The organism is uncultured Roseobacter sp. (assembly GCF_947496515.1).
In the GTDB taxonomy this organism is placed as follows: domain Bacteria; phylum Pseudomonadota; class Alphaproteobacteria; order Rhodobacterales; family Rhodobacteraceae; genus Roseobacter.
This window is the reverse complement of sequence record NZ_CANMDB010000012.1, coordinates 42,929-60,141: the sequence shown is the minus strand read 5'-3', so window position 1 is coordinate 60,141 and position 17,213 is coordinate 42,929. Positions and strand designations below refer to the sequence as shown.

Below are 17,213 nucleotides of genomic sequence, written 5' to 3'. Positions count from 1 at the left end.
TTTCACTTCAGTTAAAAAAAGAGTCGCCAGAATAAAGTTCACGTGCTTCAATTTGGCCAGCGCCGCGACACGCATACGACGGTGCACAATGCCAACAGTCCAACACGGGGGTTCATCGTGGAAGAGCAAATCGCAGAGCTGACGGCCCAGATTGCCGCGCTGCAGGGCAAGAGCGGTGTGACAAACACCATGTTTGCCGAAACATTCTATTATCTGACCATCCCGCTGATGATTATCATTCATGCGGGGTTTCTGGCTTACGAGATGGGGGCCTCGCGCCTCAAGAACGTGCTGAGTTCGGGGGTAAAGAACATTCTGGCTTTCGCCTTTATGATCCCGACTTTCTATTTCTTTGGCTGGTGGGTCTATTGGGGCTTTCCCACGGGATTGCCGGGCGCTGCGGGGCCTGCGGGCATCTCGGGCGTCGAATATGCCAACGCGATCGCATGGGGCTGGGGCGAGAGCGCGCAATATATGGGCCCGAACATCGCCGATCAGGCGTCCGGCGTGTTCTTTGGCGCCTTTGCGCTCTTTGCCGCCACGACGGCCTCCATCATGTCGGGTGCCGTGATCGAACGCATCCAGACGGTCGGCTTTGTCATTCTGGCTGTGGTTCTGGGGTCTTTCGCATGGGTCGTGGCCGCCGCATGGGGCTGGCACGCGGATGGCTGGCTGGTCACGCAATGGGGTGTGCACGACTTTGGCGCGGCGGGCCTTGTACACGCGGTTGCCGGGTTCTTTGCGCTTGGCGTTCTGATCAACCTCGGCCCACGCATCGGCAAGTTCAACCCAGACGGCAGCGCCAACCACATCGCAGGGCACAATATGCCGCTGACTGTGACGGGGCTGATGCTGATCATCGTGGGCTTCTGGGGCTTCCTCATGGCTTGCGTAATCGTGCCGGGTGAAGCGTGGAGCTGGTTTGCGGACAAGCCATCCACCATTTACGGGACACCCATCACGCTGTCGGCGCTGGCCTTTAACATTCTGATGGCTGTCGCGGGTGGCATCATCGGCGCGTGGGTGCTGACCCGTGATCCGTTCTGGATGATGTCGGGCGCACTTGCCGGGATCATCTCGACCGCCTCTGGCCTCGATATCTACTACCCTGCACTGACCTTCATCGTCGCCTTCTCGGCAGGTTTGATCCTGAAACCCTGTGCAGACTGGCTGGAACGCCGCGGCATCGATGATGCGGTGGGTGCGGTCACAGTGCACGGCACCATCGGCCTTTACGGTGTTGTCATGCTGGGTGTCTTTGCGTCGGGCTATCCTGCGCTGCAAGGCGCTGCGGGCGAGGTGCCGACCATCAGCCTGATCGGTCAGATCGTGGGCGCGGTCGTCTTCTTCCTGCTTGGATTTGTGCCCGGTTATGTCGTGTCGCTGATCCTCAAGATGATGGGCATGTTGCGCATCCCCGAGGGCGCTGAACTGGCTGGCATGGACATGGTTAAGGTCCCGGCCGCAGGCTATCCCGAAGGCATCCCCGCACCGGGCGTCAATCTGGCGCCGGGTGAGTAACTGAACAGAAAAGGAGAAGACCATGGGTTTTCCATATGACGAAGCAAGCTGGTCGGTTGTTGACGGGGCCATGTTCATGGGCTGGGGCAGCGCGATGCCGGGCCTTTACACCCTGATCGCGGCAGGCATCTGTGTCGCGGTCCTGCTGTTCGGCCAAAAGACCGAGCGTGCCAAAACCAAGCAATACGACAAGTAAGCGCGCATAACTTGCACAAAGGGGCGGCCACGGGTCGCCCCTTTCTCGTTCAAATTTGCCCATCAGGAAAAAAAGTTGCATCGCATTCTTGCTTTTCAAAATGGGCTGAGGCTCAATACGCCCAAACAAGACTCATAACGCACAGGGGACACCACCATGGCCATTCTATGGAGAACATCGGCACTTGCCGGACGTCACGCCGAGATCGGCGGAGAGTTGGAAGACTGGAATGGCATGGGCACCGCGTGGTTCTATGACGACACGCCCGAGCGCGCCAAGGCCGACTATGAGGCGATCCGCACCAAGGCGGGCCTGATGGATGTGTCGGGCCTCAAGAAGGTGCATGTGGTGGGCGAGGACGCCGCCTATGTGATCGACCGGGTCACAACCCGCAACGTCGAAAAGATCGCACCGGGCCGCGCCGTCTATGCCTGTATGCTCGATGATCGCGGGCTGTTCGTGGACGACTGCGTGATCTACCACATCGCCGTCAATTCATGGCTGGTCGTGCATGGCACCGGCATCGGCATGGAGCAGTTGACGACCGTGGCCGCCGCCAAGAATTGTTCGGTGATCATGGACGACGACCTGCACGACATGTCGCTGCAGGGGCCCAAAGCGGTCGATATCCTTGCCAAGGAAATCCCCGGCATCCGTGATCTGGCATATTTCGGCATCTGGCAAGGGCGGCTTTTTGGCCGCGACGTGATGATCTCGCGCACCGGCTACACGGGCGAGCGCGGGTACGAGATTTTCTGCCGCGCCAAGGATGCGGTGCACATCTGGGACAACGTGCTTGAAACCGGCGGTGACGATGTGCGCCCCACGCAGTTCAGCACCCTCGATATGCTGCGCATCGAAAGCTATCTGCTGTTCTATCCCGGCGACAACTCCGAAACCTTCCCGTTCGAGGATGGCGCGCCTGCGGGTGACAGCCTGTGGGAACTGGGGCTGGATTTCACCGTCTCGCCCGGCAAGGTCGGCTTTATCGGGGCCGAAAACCACTATGCCATGAAGGGCAAGGAGCGGTTCAAGATCTACGGGGTGAAGCTGGAAGGCGACGCCATGGACCAGATGGAAATGTTCGCCCGCGTGCACCACGACGGCAAGGACGTCGGCGTCATCACGTATGGTCTGTCTTCGGAGTTGAACGGCTATTCGGTTGCGATTGCGCGGCTTGACCCGTCCGTCGCCACGCCTGGCACCAAGCTGACGGTGGTGCAGCCCGATGGCACGGAACTGGCCGCCACCGCCGAAGAGATGCCGTTTTACGACAAGGACAAGTCCGTGCGCACCGCCAAGGGCTAATATCTTTCAAGGGCGCGCGGGGTCATTCCGCGCGCCCTTTTCACGAGACGAGGACAGGTATGTCGAAATTCGAATTTCCCCCGTCGATCAAAAGCCGCCCGGTCTACGGCACGCTTGAGGCGCGACCGGGCAAAGCGCATCTGATGATTGCGGATGCCAAAGGGGCCGAGGCGATCCTAGGGATTGCCACCCCCGATCTGATGGCGACAACCCACGTCATCTACATCCCGCGCGGCGCTGCGTTCACCGACGATCTGCGCGCGCTGAACCCCGCCCAGTTCTATGAAGGGCCAAGCTATGCCGCGTCCGTGTCCCGCATCCGCCGGGTTTTGCAGGACGCGCATATGGGCTTGCAGGTCTATCTGACCGGAACCGAGGGCCTGATCGGGCAGGCCCAGAACGAGGCGATGATGGCGGGCATCCCCCACACCGCGATCCAGACCGAACATCGCGGATCGGTCGCGCGCCGGATGCAATGCGTGCATTGCAAGGGCATCACCGAAGACGTGGAAACCGACCCGTTTCAATGCAGCCATTGCGGGCTGAACCTGTTTGTGCGCGATCACTATTCGCGTCGTCTGGCCGCCTATCAGGGCGTGTGCATTGACGCCGAGGACCCAGGGAATGTGCCCGCACCAAAGGGGATCTACGAATGAGTGCCGCCCCGCAAAAAGCCAAACCCGGTGCCGAGAAGATCGAAGTGGTCGTATCCGCCGTCGTGCCGCTGAACGACTTAGTCACCCGGTTCGAATTTCAGCGCCGCGATGGTGCGCTGTTCCCACCCTTTTCAGGGGGCGCCCACACCGTCGTGACGATGCAGGATGGGGACCGCTCGCGCCTCAACCCCTATTCGCTGATGTCGGACCCTGCCGACCTGTCGACCTATGCCATTTCCGTACGCCGCGATGACGAAGGCCGGGGCGGGTCGCTGTTTATGCACCGCAATGTGGCGGTGGGCGACGAGATAACGATCACCTATCCCGTCAACCTCTTCTCGCTTGATCTGCGCGCCCGCAAACATCTGTTTTTCGCGGGCGGCATCGGGATTACGCCATTCATGTCGATGATTGCGCAGCTTGAGCGGATGGGCGGGGCGTGGGAATTGCACTATGCGTGCCGGACCGACAGCCTCGGGACTTATGTGGACCAGCTGACCTACAAACATCCCAACAAGGTGCATGTCTATTACGACGACCAGAACCAGTTGATCGACCTTGAGGGGCTGCTGGACGGCCAACGCCTTGGCACGCACGCCTATGTGTGTGGTCCCAAAGGCATGATTGACTGGGTGCATGCCACCGCAGACGCGGCAGGCTGGCCCGACGCCCATGTCCATTCCGAGGAATTTCTGGCCCCCGCCCCCGGCGTGCCGTTCGAGGTGCGCCTGTGCAAGTCGGACAAAACCATCACCGTGGGCGAACACGAAAGCCTGCTGGAAGCGATTGAGCGGGCCGGGGTCGAGGCCCCCTTCCTGTGCCGTGGCGGATCGTGCGGACAATGCGAGACGGATGTGGCGCGCGCCGACGGCACCTTCATCCACTGCGATCACTGGCTGGAGGATGACCAGCACGCGGCAGGCACCAAGATCATGCCCTGCGTCAGCCGCTTTATCGGGACACTGGAGCTTGAACGATGACCATTCAATTCAACGACGAGACCTTTCGCGACGACTATTCGTTCCGCAACTCCGATTGGGCGATCAAACGTTTTCCCTTCCCGTTTCACGAAGACAGCTACATGTATGCGGTCAACATGGAACAGCATCGCGGCGGGCCCGAGGGGTCGGTCTATGAAAAGCGGTTCGATGTGGATGAACATTACGTGTCCGAAATGCGGGACCGGGCGATGGTGCTGGCGGATGATCCGCTGCGCTGCCAGTCGCTGCCCCACATGACGCTGGCGGGGTGGGACCTGCTGGAGTTGATCATGGTCAGCAAATCCGAGGACTACCCGGACCTGTTCGAACTGCACCGCGATGGCGATAAATGGCGGTGGGTGAACAAGCCCCTTGGCATTGACGACACGTTCACCTTTCTGGACGACACCACCCTGCCCTATAGTCCGATGGAATACATCACGCGCCAGACCCAAGGCGATTTCTGTGTTCTGGATCAACGGGACAACAACCTGTGGATGGACGCAGGCATGGTGACGACCCAAGCCGACTGGAGCCTTGATTTCGACATCGGCATGAACTTTTTCGAATGGCACGCGCCGGTGCCGTTGGCCCATGAAAAGGGCATCTTTGTCCGCGCTCTGAAATTCCTGCTGAACATCCAGCAAGGAGCGCCCGCGCGACGGCTCAACTGGACGATGACAGTCAATCCACTGCTGGATACGAGCCCGGAAAACTACCACAAATGGGGCATCCAGAAGACCACGCTGACACCCGAGAACATTGGCGCGAAACAGCATCTGCGGGTCGAATTGCAGACCTTCTTCCGCCTGCCCCGCTCGAACGGGCTGGTGTTCCCGATCCGCTGCTACCTGTGCAGCTTTCAGGATCTGATGACGATGCCCAAATGGGGCCGCCGCCTGCACCGCGTGGTGCGCGACCTGCCGGACGAACTGGCGACCTACAAGGGGTTTATCGACAACCGGCCGATGATGCTCGACTACCTGTCGGAATTTGATGATGGCCTGCCCACATCGCCTGGCGTCTGGCCGGATCTGGACACCGAGCCCCCGCTAGCGAAGTGATCAGGTGTTCTGCGGATAGCTGATGACGGACAAATAGCGCGCGGGCAGCGACACCAGCTTTTCGGGTCCGTGCGGCGCGTCCGCGTCAAAGAACAGCGTATCCCCGGCCTTGAGCGCATAGACATCGTCGCCGTGGCGGTAATCCACCTCGCCCTCAAGCATATAGATCGTCTCAATCCCGCCATGCTGGAAGGTCGGGAATACATCTGACTCAGCCGTCAGGGTGATCAGGTAGGGTTCGACAATCACGCCGGACGCATTCGATCCGATATGACCGAGAAGGTTGTATTGTTGATGGGCACGCGTGCCTTCGCGGTCGATGGACACGCCTTCGCCCGATTTAGTGTGCACTGCCTGTCGGCTTTCTTCGAACCGGCGGAAAAAGCTGGTCAGCGGGACGGACAGTGCGTTGGCCAGCAATTGCAGGGTTGTCAGCGAAGGCGAGGTATTGCCGTTCTCGATCTTGGACAGCATCCCGATGGACAGGCCGGTGATCTGCGACAGCTCGGCCACGGTGATTTCCTGCTGGCGACGAAAGGCGCGCACTTCGCGCCCGATCGCCACCTCAAGCACCTTTTCGCGCTCGCCGTCCCGTGTGCTGTGCGGGTCCTGAGTGAGTTTGCTGACCATGTCCGCGTCAAGTTTTTCTAAGTTCACGACGTCCGCTTTCTAGGTCGCTTTGTGCCCCTAAACAATTTCGTTTCGGGGCTGTACGTGGCTATTATAGATGAAAAATTTCCCGAAAGAACGCAAAAATTGAACGACAGTAAAATCACCCAGATCGGGTTTCTGATCTTTCCGGGCTTTCCGATGGCCTGTCTGACCTCGATCATCGAGCCGTTGCGCGCAGCCAATGAGATCGCGGACCGCGCGGTCTTTGACTGGCACGTGCTGTCGGAAACGGGGGCGCGCATCGTCTCGAGCGCCCGTGTCGTGTTCGAACCGGACGGTTCGCTGGCCGACGCCGACGGGTTGGACATGCTGTTCGTGCTGGGTGCGCCCACCAGCGCCTTTGAGGACCCACACCACGGCAATGGGGCGCTGCGCCGTCTGGATCGCCACGGCGTCATCCTTGGCGCGATCAGCGGCGGTGTCTTTCCTCTGGTGCGCGCGGGCGTCATGGAGGGTCACAGCTGTTCGGTCCACTGGTGCTATGAGGCGGCATTTCGCACCGCCTTTCCCGATGTCCGCATGACCGATGATGTGATCACCCGCGATCGCCGCCGCTATACCGTGTCCGGGGCGGCGTCGGCCTTCGATCTTGCGCTGCAATTGATCGAGGACCGGCTTGGCCCCGATTTAGCGCACGAGGTGGCCTGCTGGTTCCAGCATCCCACCATGCGCGGTGACGGGGTGCGCCAGCGCATTCCCATGTCCCCCGGTGCCGGGCCCGACCTGCCCGATCTGGTGGCACAGGCCGCCGCCCTGTTCGCCGACCATATCGAAGATCCGATTTCTGTGGCGGAGGTGGCGCGCATCGTGGATGTGACCCCGCGCCAGGTGGAACGCGCCTTTAAAAAGGCGACGGGGCAAAGCCCGACCCACTATTACCGTGGGATGCGGATGAAAGCGGCGCGGCAGCTGGTGCTTTATTCCAAGCAGAACATGCAAAGCATCGCGCAGGCCGTTGGATACACATCGCCCACGCCACTAGTTGCGCATTACCACGATGCATTTGGTGTCAGCCCGCAAGAGGACCGCAAGCGGATCAATTCCTTTCGGGTGCAGGGAAATGTGCCGCTGCCGCCTGCCTAAAGCGCGGATGCCATCGCGGTGGTGATCGCGTGGTGCAAAGAGTCGGCAGAGGCGCGCGGGCCAAGGATCCGCACCGATTGCCCGGCGTTCGTCGAGATCACGTAGCAGCCCAGATGATGGATTGAGGTGCGGGTCGCCCGCCCGGTTTCGAACCGCGTAAGGTCGACATTGCACAGCAGTTCAAGCACCGCGTTGATACGCCCGCCAACAAGGTCAAAGCAGACCCACGCATCGGTCTGTTCCGTCACCGAGGCCCTATCGCCCACCTCGGCTTTGATCCGCGCGGCGACGTCTTCGTAGCCGTTGAAATCCGCACTCAGCATCCATTGGTCCGGTCCCGTCCAGAACGCGGCATACTCAGCGCCCTCTGCGGCATACCCCGGTAGCGGCACAGCGGTGCCAAGCAGTCTTTCAAGGGTCTGCGCACAGGCGGCCTCCTGCCGGCGCCGCGCCGCGACGGATGCAAGTGCAACGTCTGGCACCTCGGTCAATGTCACGTCGCCTACGCTGTCGACGCGCGCAGCGCTGCCGCCAAGGGCCGTGATGGGGGTCAGATCATGCACGAACACGTTCTCCTTCCGGGTCGACGAAATGGGCCGACACGACTTCGACCTCGACCGTCAGATCGGTCACAGGTGACACAAGGCGCAGGGTTTCGCCCATCCGGTTGCCCCCGTCCTTGAGAAAGCCCAAGCCGATCATACGCCCAAGCGTCGGCGAATAGGCCGCCGAGGTGACATAGCCCTGATCGTGTGCGGCATCGACGAGCCCGCTGGCCTTCATCAGATGGCCGCCCGCCGTCACCTTGTCCTCGGCACTCAGAGGGCGAAGGCCCACCTGCATCAACGCGTCCGCTTCGTTCAGGCCGGGCCGTTCGGACAGTTTTGATCCGATGCTGTCCTTGGACTTGGACACCATGCGCCCCATGCCGAGGTTCAGCGCGGTGGTCGTGCCGTTAAGTTCATTGCCCGCCGCGTGGCCTTTCTCGATGCGCATAACACCCAAGGCTTCGGTGCCGTATGGGGTGACGTCGAATTCCTCCCCCTCGGTCATCAGCCTGCGCATCAGTGCGTCGCCATAGCGCGACGGCACTGCGATTTCAAACGCCAGCTCGCCCGAGAAAGAGATGCGGAACAGGCGCGCACGCAGTCCCCCGCACACGGTGATGTTGGCGCACGCCATGAAGGGGAAACCCTCGTTCGAGATGTCGTGGTCCGGGTCCACGATCTTTTGCAGCAGGCGGCGCGAATTGGGACCCGCAACCGCATATTGCGCCCATGCCTCGGTGGTCGAGATCAGTTGCACATCCGCCTCGGGCATCAGGCATTGGCGCACAAATTCCATGTGTTGATAAACGCGCCCGGCATTGGCGGTGGTCGTTGTCACCACGAACTGATCTTCTGCCAGCCGCGCGGCGGTGCCGTCATCCATCGCAATCCCATCCTCGCGCAGCATTAGCCCATAGCGGGTCTTGCCCACCGCCAGTTTGGCAAAGCCGTTGCAATAGACCGTATTGAGGAAGGTGGCCGCATCGCTACCTTGCACGTCGATCTTGCCAAGGGTCGTGCAGTCGCACACGCCCACGGACGCGCGCGTCGCCGTGACCTCGCGGTCGACCGATTGGCGCCAGTGCGTTTCGCCCGGCAGCGGGAACCATTGGGCGCGCAGCCAGTTGCCGACCTCGACAAAGACCGCGCCGCGTTCCTTGGCCCAGACATGCGAGGGCGTCAGGCGGGTCGGGTGAAATTCCTTGCCGCGCATCCGGCCCGCCAGCACTCCGATGGCCGTCGGCGTATAGGGCGGACGAAAGATGGTGGTGCCGACTTCGGGGATCGACTTGCCCGCAAGTTCGGCCATGATCGCAAGCCCGCCGATATTGGACGTCTTGCCCTGATCGGTTGCCATGCCAAGCGTTGTGTAGCGTTTGAGATGCTCGACCGAGCGGAACCCTTCCTGATGACTTAGCTTCACATCCTTGACCGTCACATCGTTCTGCTGATCGAGCCAGGCGCGCGAACACCCCTCGACATACCAGAACGGGGTCTGGGTGCCGGGCGCATCTTCGGCTTGCGGCACAGCGGGGGCGCGCCCCTTGAGGCCAAGCGCCTTGCGCGCGGCCTCCGCGCCGGATTTGAGGGCGCCGTGGGTCGACAAGTCGCCATTTGCGGCGCCCGCAACGCTCATACCGGGGGGCAACGTGCCGCCCGGAACAAAGGCGGCTAGGCTGTCGTTCCAAGTGGGCCGCCCGCGCTGGTGGCAGGTCAGGTGCACGTTCGGGTTCCACCCGCCCGACACGCCAAGCGCGCCGCATTCGACTGTGCGGATGCTGCCATCGGCTTGCTTTACTTCCACGAACGTGAGGCCCAGGCGGCCCTTAGTGTCCACCACTTGCGCTCCTTGCAAAACCTCGTAGTCATAGCTGCGCGCCGCGTCTTGCCGGGTGTCGATCACCGCAGCGATCTTGACCCCTTTGGCCTGCAAGTCACGCGCCGTGCGGTGGCCGTCATCATTGTTGGTAAAAATCGCAACACGCTGCGCCGGGGTTGCCGCCCACCGGGTGGCATAGGCGCGCAGTGATGCGGCCAGCATGATGCCGGGCCGGTCGTTGTTGTCAAAGGCGATGGGACGCTCGGTCGCCCCGGCACAGAGCAGCGTCTGTTTGGCATAGATGCGCCACAGGATCTGGCGCGGTTTGCCTGCGGCGGGTGTCGCAAGGTGGTCGCTGACACGTTTGACAGCGCCATAAATGCCATGATCAAACGCGCCGATTACCGTGGTGCGGGGCATCAGGCGGACATTGGACAGGGTGGCAAGTTCGGCCACGGTCTGTCTGGCCCAATCCGCCCCGCTCATGTCGGCGACCGAATAAGTCTCGGCATTGAGCCGCCCGCCCATGCGGAAATCCTCATCCGCAAGGATCACCTGCGCGCCCGCCCGGCCCGCCGTCAGCGCCGCATTCAGGCCCGCAGGCCCCGCGCCGATGATCAGCAGATCGCAGTGGCGAAACCCCTTGTCATAGGTGTCAGGGTCGGCGCGCATCGACAATGACCCGAGGCCAGCGGCCTTGCGAATGATCGGCTCGTATATCTTTTCCCAGAAGGCGGCGGGCCACATGAATGTCTTGTAGTAAAAGCCCGCCGTCAGGAAATTCGACAGCCGGTCATTGATGGCCATGGCGTCAAAGGTAAGGCTTGGCCAGCGGTTCTGGGACGTCGCAGACAGACCGTCAAACAGCTCGGCTGTGGTGGCGCGCGTGTTGGGTTCCTGCCGCGCGCCGCTGCGCAATTCCACGATGGCATTGGGCTCTTCCGACCCGGCGGTAAGGGGGCCGCGCGGGCGGTGGTATTTGAAGGACCGGCCCATGAGGCGGACGTTGTTGGCCAGCAGGGCCGATGCGAGAGTGTCACCCGGGTGGCCTTTGTAATGCTTGCCATCAAATGTAAAGCTGAGGGTCGTGTCGCGGTCGATCTGACCACCATTCAGGCGATTCTTCTGGGTCATTTCGATGCCACCTCGCGGGCCAGTTCGACGCCTGTGATCTCGTGCGTTGTGGTGTCGCGCGTCACGATCAGGATCGATCGATCGCCGCCTTCGTGAAACCACAACTCGCGGTGCGGCCCGGCAGGATTGTCGCGCAGGTAGGCATAGTCGTGCCAGTCCTCGGCACTTGCGGTTTCGGGGTCAGGCCGGTCCATCAGCGCCGCCGCGCCAAGATAGACGAATTCGGCGCTGTCGCGGGGGCCAAGCAGGGGGTGGTTGATAATCATGTGCGGCCCCTCAGTGCAGATTGGGCTGATTGCCCATCCCTTTTTCGTCAATCATGTGTCCGGTGCGGAACCGATCAAAACGGTAGGCGGTTGCGGTCTCGTGCGGTTCATCACGCGCCAGCAGATGCGCAAACGCATAGCCCGAGGCAGGCGTGGCCTTGAACCCGCCATAGCACCAGCCGCCGTTGAAATAGAGCCCATCAATATGGGTGCGGTCGATGATGGGCGAGCCGTCCATGCTCATGTCCATGATCCCGCCCCACATCCGCAGCAGGCGCGCGCGCCCGATCATCGGCATGATGGCCATGCCGCCCTCGCAGACGTCCTCGACCACTGGCAGGTTGCCGCGTTGGGCGTAGGAGTTGTAGCCGTCGATATCACCACCAAAGACCAACCCGCCCTTGTCGGATTGCGAGACATAGAAATGGCCCGCACCGAAGGTGATGACACCCGGCAGCACGGGTTTAAGACCTTCGGAGACGAAGGCCTGTAGAACATGGGATTCAATGGGCAGGCGCATCCCGGCCTTAGCCATCAATCGGCTCGAGTTGCCGGCGACAGCGCAGCCCACACGGCCCGCCCCGATGAACCCTTTCGACGTCTCGACACCACGGCACTTGCCGTCCTCGATCCGAATGCCTGTGACCTGGCAATTCTGGATGATGTCGACGCCGCGACTGTCGGCAGCACGGGCATAGCCCCAAGCGACTGCATCATGGCGCACGGTGCCGCCGCGCCGCTGCGCCAGCCCGCCCTTGATGGGAAAACGTGCGTCGTCGAAATTGAGGAAGGGGTATTCTTTTTTGATCTGCGCAAGATCCAGATATTCGGCATCCGCGCCGTTCAGGATCATGGCGTTGCCACGCCGGATGAAGGCATCGCGCTGCGCATCGGAATGGATCAGGTTCATGATGCCGCGCTGAGACACCATGGCGTTGTAGTTCAGGTCCTGCTCGAGCCCCTCCCACAGTTTGAGGGAGAATTCGTAAAACGGTTCATTTCCGTCCAACAGATAGTTCGAGCGAATGATCGTGGTGTTGCGCCCGACATTGCCGCCACCGATCCATCCCTTTTCGATCACCGCGACCTTGTGCTGGCCATAGACCGAGGCAAGGTAGTGCGCGGTGGCCAAGCCATGCCCGCCCCCGCCAATGATCACGATGTCATAATGGGGCTGCGGGTCGGGATCACGCCACGCCGGTTTCCAGCCTTTGTGGCCAGTCAACGCCTCTTTTATGACTTTGAAACCAGAATATCGCATGAAATCGGACCTCCGAGTGCCATTTTAAGCGGATTTTTGGTTTGGAATCCCACTGATATCCGACATTGCCGCTTTGAAATCGGACATGATGGTCGAAATTTGACACGCCCTGTGGATCACAAACACGTCTCAACAAGAAAAAAACTTGCTTGATAGGAAAATGATGCAAGAGTGTGGGACACCAAAAACAGGCACCCGGCCGGGATTCGATATCCCGTTCAAGAACAGGGGCCAACAGTGATCCAAAAAGCGACGAAACAGTCGCGCGCCACTAGGGAGACTATGAATGAACAAGTTTACAACAGCGCTGACGGCGGGTGTTCTGGCCTTTGCGCCAATGACACTTCTCGCCGAAGACAGCAGTGATCCGATCGTGATCCCGGTCCACAACTGGTCATCGCAGATCGTGATGAGCCACGTGGTCGGCCAGATCTTTGAATCGATGGGCAACAACGTCGAATTCGTCACCACCGATAGTCAGGCCGTGTATGAATCGGTCCGTCTGGGCGATGTGACGCTGGAAATGGAAGTCTGGGAAGGTGCGTTTGGCGCATCGTTCCGCGCGGCCCTCGAAAAGGGTGGCTTGCACGATGCGGGTGACCACGATGCGGTCACGCGCGAGGACTGGTGGTATCCGATGTGGACCAAGGATGCCTGCCCCGGCCTGCCAAGCTGGGAAGCGCTGAACGAATGCGCTGCCGTGTTCGCCACCGCCGAAACCGGTGACAAGGGCCGCTATCTGGATGGGCCTGTCGACTGGCTCAAGCATGGTCAGGAACGCGTCGAAGCGCTTGGCATGGACTTTGTCGTCGTGAACGCAGGCTCCGCCGCCGCACTCTGGGCTGAAATCGGTGCTGCCGAAGCCGACAAGCGCCCGGTCGTCGTGTTCAACTGGACACCCAACTTTGCCGAAGCCGTCTGGCCCGGTGAGTTCGTCGAATTCCCCGAGTGGGTCGATGGCTGCGACAAGGACCCGGCCGTTGGGCCCAACCCCGACGCGCTTTATGACTGTGGCAACCCGGCTGACGGCTACCTCAAGAAGGCCGCGTGGGACGGGATGAAGGACAAGTGGCCCGGCGCCTATGACGTACTGACCAAAATCTCTTTCACCAACCCGCAGATCGCCGAAATGGCCCGTCTGGTTGATGTCGAAGAACTGGAGCCCGAAGAAGCGGCTGCCGAATGGCTCGAAGCGAACCCAGATGTCTGGCAGGGCTGGACGTCCTGACGACGCCCAAAATCTGTTAAGACTTTCGCCCGTCCGGGGTTACACTTCGGGCGGGCATTTTAAACACCGGGACCGCACCGGTGAGGAGAGAGCATACCATGACAGCCGAGACCGTGATTTCCTGCAAGAACGCGTGGAAAATCTTTGGCGCTGATCCCAAGAAGTACCTCAGATCGATGCCCGCCGGGCTCAGCTTTGATGACATTCGAGCAGACGGCTATATCGCGGGCGTCAAGGATGTGTCCATTGATGTGACCCGCGGCGAGATGCTGGTGATCATGGGCCTGTCCGGCTCCGGCAAGTCGACGCTGGTGCGCTGTTTCTCTCGGTTGCATGACATCACCGGCGGGACGATCACGGTCGAGGGGCAGGACCTGATGTCCTTGTCCGAAAAAGAACTGATCGAGCTGCGCCGCAACAAGATGGGCATGGTGTTCCAGTCCTTTGGTCTGCTGCCCCACCGCACGGTGCTGGAAAACGTCGCCTTCCCGCTGGAAATGCGGGGGCAGGACAAACACGCTCGGCGCGAACGCGCGCTTGAGGTGGTCAAACTTGTCGGGCTTGAAGGGCGCGAAGAGTACTTCCCCCGAGAGTTGTCCGGCGGGCAACAGCAACGCGTCGGCATCGCCCGCAGCCTCGCCATCGAGCCTGACATCTGGTTTCTGGACGAGCCGTTTTCGGCGCTTGACCCGCTGATCCGGCGCGAGATGCAGGACGAGTTCCTGCGCCTTCAGGGCATGCTTGGCAAAACCATCGTTTTCATCACCCACGATTTTGACGAGGCCCTGCGCCTTGCCGACCGGATCGCCATCATGAAGGACGGCGCGGTCGAACAATGCGACACGCCTGACCAGATCGTGTTGAACCCGGCCACCGAATATGTGCGCAAGTTCACCGAAGAAATTGACAAGGCCCGCGTCGTGCGTGCCGGTGTGCTCGCGCAAGGGCAGGTCATGGGCGAAGGCGAACCGGTCGAGGCGTCGGCCTCTGTGCAGGACCTGGCCCGATTGCTGGTACAGGACGCGCGCGCCGTCATTCCCGTTGCCCAAAGCAGCAAGGTGATTGGTGGCATGGACCGTGCTGCCGCACTGGAAATTCTGCTGGAGGCCAGCTAATGGCCGATATCACCAGCGATCTCAAAGCTGACACAACCAGCCCCGCGCAGTGGTCGCGTAGCAAATGGGCGTCCGTGCTTTTGCTCGTTGCGGTGGTGCTGACCACGTTGCGCTATGGTGGGCTGTTGCCCGACAGCCTTCACCGCATCCCCGAGGCCATGATTCCGCCCTTCGCGGCATGGCTGGATGTGTTCTTTAACTTCGTGAAGGACGATCTGGGGTTGTTGACGCTGACGCGCACCCTGACTGAAGGGCTTGAATGGCTGCTTGATATCACCGCCAACCTGATGTTCGGCAAACGACGCTGGCCCTTTATCGGCCCGATCCCGTGGACAGCCGTTGCCGGGGTTGCTGCGGTGGTCGGGTATCACCTTGGCGGCTGGCGTATGGCGCTGTTGGGGGCGGGCACGTTCATCTGGACGGCGCTGATTGGCCAGTGGACCATCGCCATGGAAACTATGTCCGTGCTTATGGTCGCCGCCCCGCTAGCATTCTTTATCGGCTTGGGCTTGGGCATCCTTGCGTGGAAATACGCGGCCGTGAACCGGGCCATCAAACCGATCCTGTCCGTGTTGCAGACGCTGCCGTTTTTCACCTACCTGCTACCCGCCGTCATCTTCTTCAAGGTCGGCCCCACTGCCGGGGCCGTGGCAACAACCATCTATGCCATCCCGCCGATGATCCTGATGACGACACTGGGCCTGCAAAAGGTGCCGTCCGAAGTGGTCGAAGCGGGCAACATGAGCGGCTGCACCAAATGGCAGCTGTTGCGCCATGTCTATCTGCCGTCGGCGCGAACCGAGATCCTAGTCGGTGTGAACCAGGTCATCATGCTGTGTCTGGCGATGGTGGTTCTGACCGCCTTTATCGGTATGCCCGGCCTCGGGGCGAAACTGCTGGCGATGATGGGCAGTTTCAAACTGGGCCGCTCCTTCGAAATCGGCGTCACCATCGTGTTGCTCGCCGTGACGCTCGACCGGATGTCGAAAGCGTGGGTTGTCAGACAACCTGTCCATTTCGAGCGCGGCACGCCGTGGTGGCGCAAGCATATCGTGCTACTGATGTGCATCGGTGTCTTTGTCTTCTTCTGTATTGCCGCACAGTTCGTGCAGGTTTTTGCCGAGATCGGGCGCAAGCAGAATTTCAGCCAAGGCAAGGAAATCGACACGCTGATCAAGGGATTTCTCGCCCTCGATCCGGTGCAGAACACGACGCAGGCCATCCGCTATGTGCTGAATGTGTGGATCCTGAACCCCTTCCGCGACTTTCTGCTGTCAATCCCGACCCCCGCGTTTATCTTGCTCGTCGTGGCCTTTGCGCTGTCACTGGGGGGCGGACGCCCTGCGATCTACGCTGCGATCTTCTTTGGTCTCGTGGCGCTGTCGGGATGGTGGGACCGGTCGGTGATCACGCTCTATTCGGTGATCTCTGCAGTGACGCTGGCCTTGTTGATCGGCGTGCCCCTCGGCATCACGGCGGCACGGTCCGAAAAGTGGTCGCAAAGGGTCTTGCTGGCCTGCGATACGGCACAGACATTCCCCAGCTTCATTTACCTAATCCCCGCAATCATGTTGTTCGGCATCACGGCGACGTCGGTGGTCATGTCGATCCTGATTTTCGCGATGGTGCCCCTGACGCGCTACACAATCGAAGGGTTGCGCACGGTGCCGCCTGAAATGACCGAAGCCGCCGACATGGCCGGAGCAACCCGGATGCAAAAGCTGATGAAAGTGCAGCTTCCGCTGGCGTTGCCGACGATGGCGGTCGGGTTCAACCAGGCCATCATGTTCGCCTTCTTCATGGTCATCATCGCCGCCTTCATCGGCACGCAGGATTTGGGTCAGGAGTTGCAGCGCACACTCGCAGGCACCGATCTGGGCAAGAATTTCGTGTTGGGCATCTGTGTGTCCCTGATGGCGCTCACCTTCGATCTGACGATCATGAAGTGGGCAACCGAGCGCAAGAAAGCATTGGGTTTGCCAGACTGAAACAATGGACTTTCAAGGGGTCCCGACCGGTGTGCAGCAGAGTAGGTCATCTCAGTTCATGCGACACGTGCATGCGCAATTACCTCTTGGTTACGAGCCATTTTCATCCTGTATCGAAGGTATTTTGCGTGTTTGATTGTGAGGTATCGACCTGATCGATAAGCGGTTCGGATATAAAATAGTGGGGCCAGAATGTCCGCTTTCAATTTTGATCCCGCTTTTTTGCACCTGCAGCGAATGGCCGCTTCCCTGAAGTGTCACTTGGCACTTAAACCTGAGACTGTCCGTTCAATTATTTCATTGGCTTACGCCGACACTAAATTTGAGACTGGGCAGTTAATTTGAGAATTGACCCTGTATTTTGCCACATTATT

At 60.5% G+C, this 17,213-nt stretch carries 15 protein-coding genes; 10 read left to right on the top strand and 5 right to left on the bottom strand.

Annotation, left to right across the window (positions count from 1 at the left end):
* The first annotated feature begins 117 nt into the window (after positions 1–117).
* From Q1A53_RS18500 to Q1A53_RS18475, 6 genes are all read left to right on the top strand, one after another.
* The gene (locus Q1A53_RS18500; RefSeq protein WP_299969449.1) at positions 118–1,521 is read left to right on the top strand and encodes an ammonium transporter; all 1,404 of its coding nucleotides are present in this window, start codon (positions 118–120) and stop codon (positions 1,519–1,521) included.
* A gap of 22 nt (positions 1,522–1,543) precedes the next feature.
* Positions 1,544–1,717 carry a hypothetical protein gene (locus Q1A53_RS18495; RefSeq protein WP_299288687.1) on the top strand — a complete coding sequence of 58 codons (174 nt, stop codon included), beginning with the start codon at positions 1,544–1,546 and terminating at the stop codon, positions 1,715–1,717.
* A 156-nt stretch (positions 1,718–1,873) separates the two neighbouring features.
* A complete protein-coding gene (locus Q1A53_RS18490) occupies positions 1,874–3,025 on the top strand; it encodes an aminomethyltransferase family protein (RefSeq protein ID WP_299969265.1) in 1,152 nt (383 codons plus the stop codon).
* Between the two features lie 59 nt (positions 3,026–3,084).
* On the top strand, positions 3,085–3,681 hold the full coding sequence (dmmA, locus tag Q1A53_RS18485; RefSeq protein WP_299969263.1) for a dimethylamine monooxygenase subunit DmmA: 597 nt from the start codon (positions 3,085–3,087) through the stop codon (positions 3,679–3,681).
* On the top strand, positions 3,678–4,661 hold the full coding sequence (locus Q1A53_RS18480) for a PDR/VanB family oxidoreductase (protein WP_299969261.1): 984 nt from the start codon (positions 3,678–3,680) through the stop codon (positions 4,659–4,661). Before dmmA ends, Q1A53_RS18480 begins: the two co-directional genes overlap by 4 nt.
* Positions 4,658–5,725: a DUF3445 domain-containing protein gene (locus Q1A53_RS18475; RefSeq protein WP_299969259.1), complete on the top strand. Its 1,068-nt coding sequence runs from the start codon at positions 4,658–4,660 to the stop codon at positions 5,723–5,725. The genes Q1A53_RS18480 and Q1A53_RS18475 overlap by 4 nt, the downstream gene beginning before the upstream one ends.
* On the opposite strand, the gene Q1A53_RS18470 is transcribed toward Q1A53_RS18475, so the two are convergent.
* Positions 5,726–6,355, bottom strand: a complete 630-nt coding sequence (locus Q1A53_RS18470) for a helix-turn-helix domain-containing protein (protein WP_299969257.1) — start codon at positions 6,353–6,355, stop codon at positions 5,726–5,728.
* Positions 6,356–6,481: 126 nt separating this feature from the next.
* Here Q1A53_RS18470 and Q1A53_RS18465 point away from each other — a divergent pair, with 126 nt between their 5' ends.
* Entirely contained in the window at positions 6,482–7,480 is a 999-nt protein-coding gene (locus Q1A53_RS18465; RefSeq protein ID WP_366872908.1) for a GlxA family transcriptional regulator, read from the top strand.
* Here Q1A53_RS18465 and Q1A53_RS18460 read toward each other — a convergent pair.
* From Q1A53_RS18460 to Q1A53_RS18445, 4 genes are read right to left on the bottom strand one after another with little or no spacing between them, the layout of a single operon-like run.
* Complete coding sequence (locus Q1A53_RS18460) at positions 7,477–8,043, bottom strand: sarcosine oxidase subunit gamma (RefSeq protein ID WP_299969255.1); 567 nt, start codon at positions 8,041–8,043, stop codon at positions 7,477–7,479. The two genes, Q1A53_RS18465 and Q1A53_RS18460, sit on opposite strands and share 4 nt — an antisense overlap.
* A complete protein-coding gene (locus Q1A53_RS18455; protein WP_299969252.1) occupies positions 8,036–10,981 on the bottom strand; it encodes a sarcosine oxidase subunit alpha family protein in 2,946 nt (981 codons plus the stop codon). The genes Q1A53_RS18460 and Q1A53_RS18455 overlap by 8 nt, the downstream gene beginning before the upstream one ends.
* A complete protein-coding gene (locus Q1A53_RS18450) occupies positions 10,978–11,247 on the bottom strand; it encodes a sarcosine oxidase subunit delta (protein ID WP_299288711.1) in 270 nt (89 codons plus the stop codon). Before Q1A53_RS18450 ends, Q1A53_RS18455 begins: the two co-directional genes overlap by 4 nt.
* Before the next feature lie 10 nt (positions 11,248–11,257).
* Positions 11,258–12,508 carry a sarcosine oxidase subunit beta family protein gene (locus Q1A53_RS18445; RefSeq protein WP_299969250.1) on the bottom strand — a complete coding sequence of 417 codons (1,251 nt, stop codon included), beginning with the start codon at positions 12,506–12,508 and terminating at the stop codon, positions 11,258–11,260.
* 286 nt (positions 12,509–12,794) lie between these two features.
* Between Q1A53_RS18445 and Q1A53_RS18440 the strand changes: the two genes are divergently transcribed.
* The 3 genes from Q1A53_RS18440 to Q1A53_RS18430 all read left to right on the top strand — a co-directional run bounded on the left by Q1A53_RS18440 (position 12,795) and on the right by Q1A53_RS18430 (position 16,839).
* Entirely contained in the window at positions 12,795–13,736 is a 942-nt protein-coding gene (locus tag Q1A53_RS18440; RefSeq protein WP_299969248.1) for an ABC transporter substrate-binding protein, read from the top strand.
* Between the two features lie 98 nt (positions 13,737–13,834).
* The gene (locus tag Q1A53_RS18435; RefSeq protein WP_299969246.1) at positions 13,835–14,851 is read left to right on the top strand and encodes a betaine/proline/choline family ABC transporter ATP-binding protein; all 1,017 of its coding nucleotides are present in this window, start codon (positions 13,835–13,837) and stop codon (positions 14,849–14,851) included.
* Entirely contained in the window at positions 14,851–16,839 is a 1,989-nt protein-coding gene (locus Q1A53_RS18430) for an ABC transporter permease subunit (protein ID WP_299969244.1), read from the top strand. Before Q1A53_RS18435 ends, Q1A53_RS18430 begins: the two co-directional genes overlap by 1 nt.
* Positions 16,840–17,213 lie beyond the last annotated feature (374 nt).

Coding starts and splice junctions, on each gene's coding strand:
- Q1A53_RS18430 (WP_299969244.1), top strand. CDS start 14,851: ATGGCCGATATCACCAGCGATCTCAAAGCTGACACAACCAGCCCCGCG.
- Q1A53_RS18480 (WP_299969261.1), top strand. CDS start 3,678: ATGAGTGCCGCCCCGCAAAAAGCCAAACCCGGTGCCGAGAAGATCGAA.
- Q1A53_RS18445 (WP_299969250.1), bottom strand. CDS start 12,508: ATGCGATATTCTGGTTTCAAAGTCATAAAAGAGGCGTTGACTGGCCAC.
- Q1A53_RS18490 (WP_299969265.1), top strand. CDS start 1,874: ATGGCCATTCTATGGAGAACATCGGCACTTGCCGGACGTCACGCCGAG.
- Q1A53_RS18435 (WP_299969246.1), top strand. CDS start 13,835: ATGACAGCCGAGACCGTGATTTCCTGCAAGAACGCGTGGAAAATCTTT.
- Q1A53_RS18470 (WP_299969257.1), bottom strand. CDS start 6,355: ATGGTCAGCAAACTCACTCAGGACCCGCACAGCACACGGGACGGCGAG.
- Q1A53_RS18450 (WP_299288711.1), bottom strand. CDS start 11,247: ATGATTATCAACCACCCCCTGCTTGGCCCCCGCGACAGCGCCGAATTC.
- Q1A53_RS18475 (WP_299969259.1), top strand. CDS start 4,658: ATGACCATTCAATTCAACGACGAGACCTTTCGCGACGACTATTCGTTC.
- dmmA (WP_299969263.1), top strand. CDS start 3,085: ATGTCGAAATTCGAATTTCCCCCGTCGATCAAAAGCCGCCCGGTCTAC.
- Q1A53_RS18455 (WP_299969252.1), bottom strand. CDS start 10,981: ATGACCCAGAAGAATCGCCTGAATGGTGGTCAGATCGACCGCGACACG.
- Q1A53_RS18440 (WP_299969248.1), top strand. CDS start 12,795: ATGAACAAGTTTACAACAGCGCTGACGGCGGGTGTTCTGGCCTTTGCG.
- Q1A53_RS18495 (WP_299288687.1), top strand. CDS start 1,544: ATGGGTTTTCCATATGACGAAGCAAGCTGGTCGGTTGTTGACGGGGCC.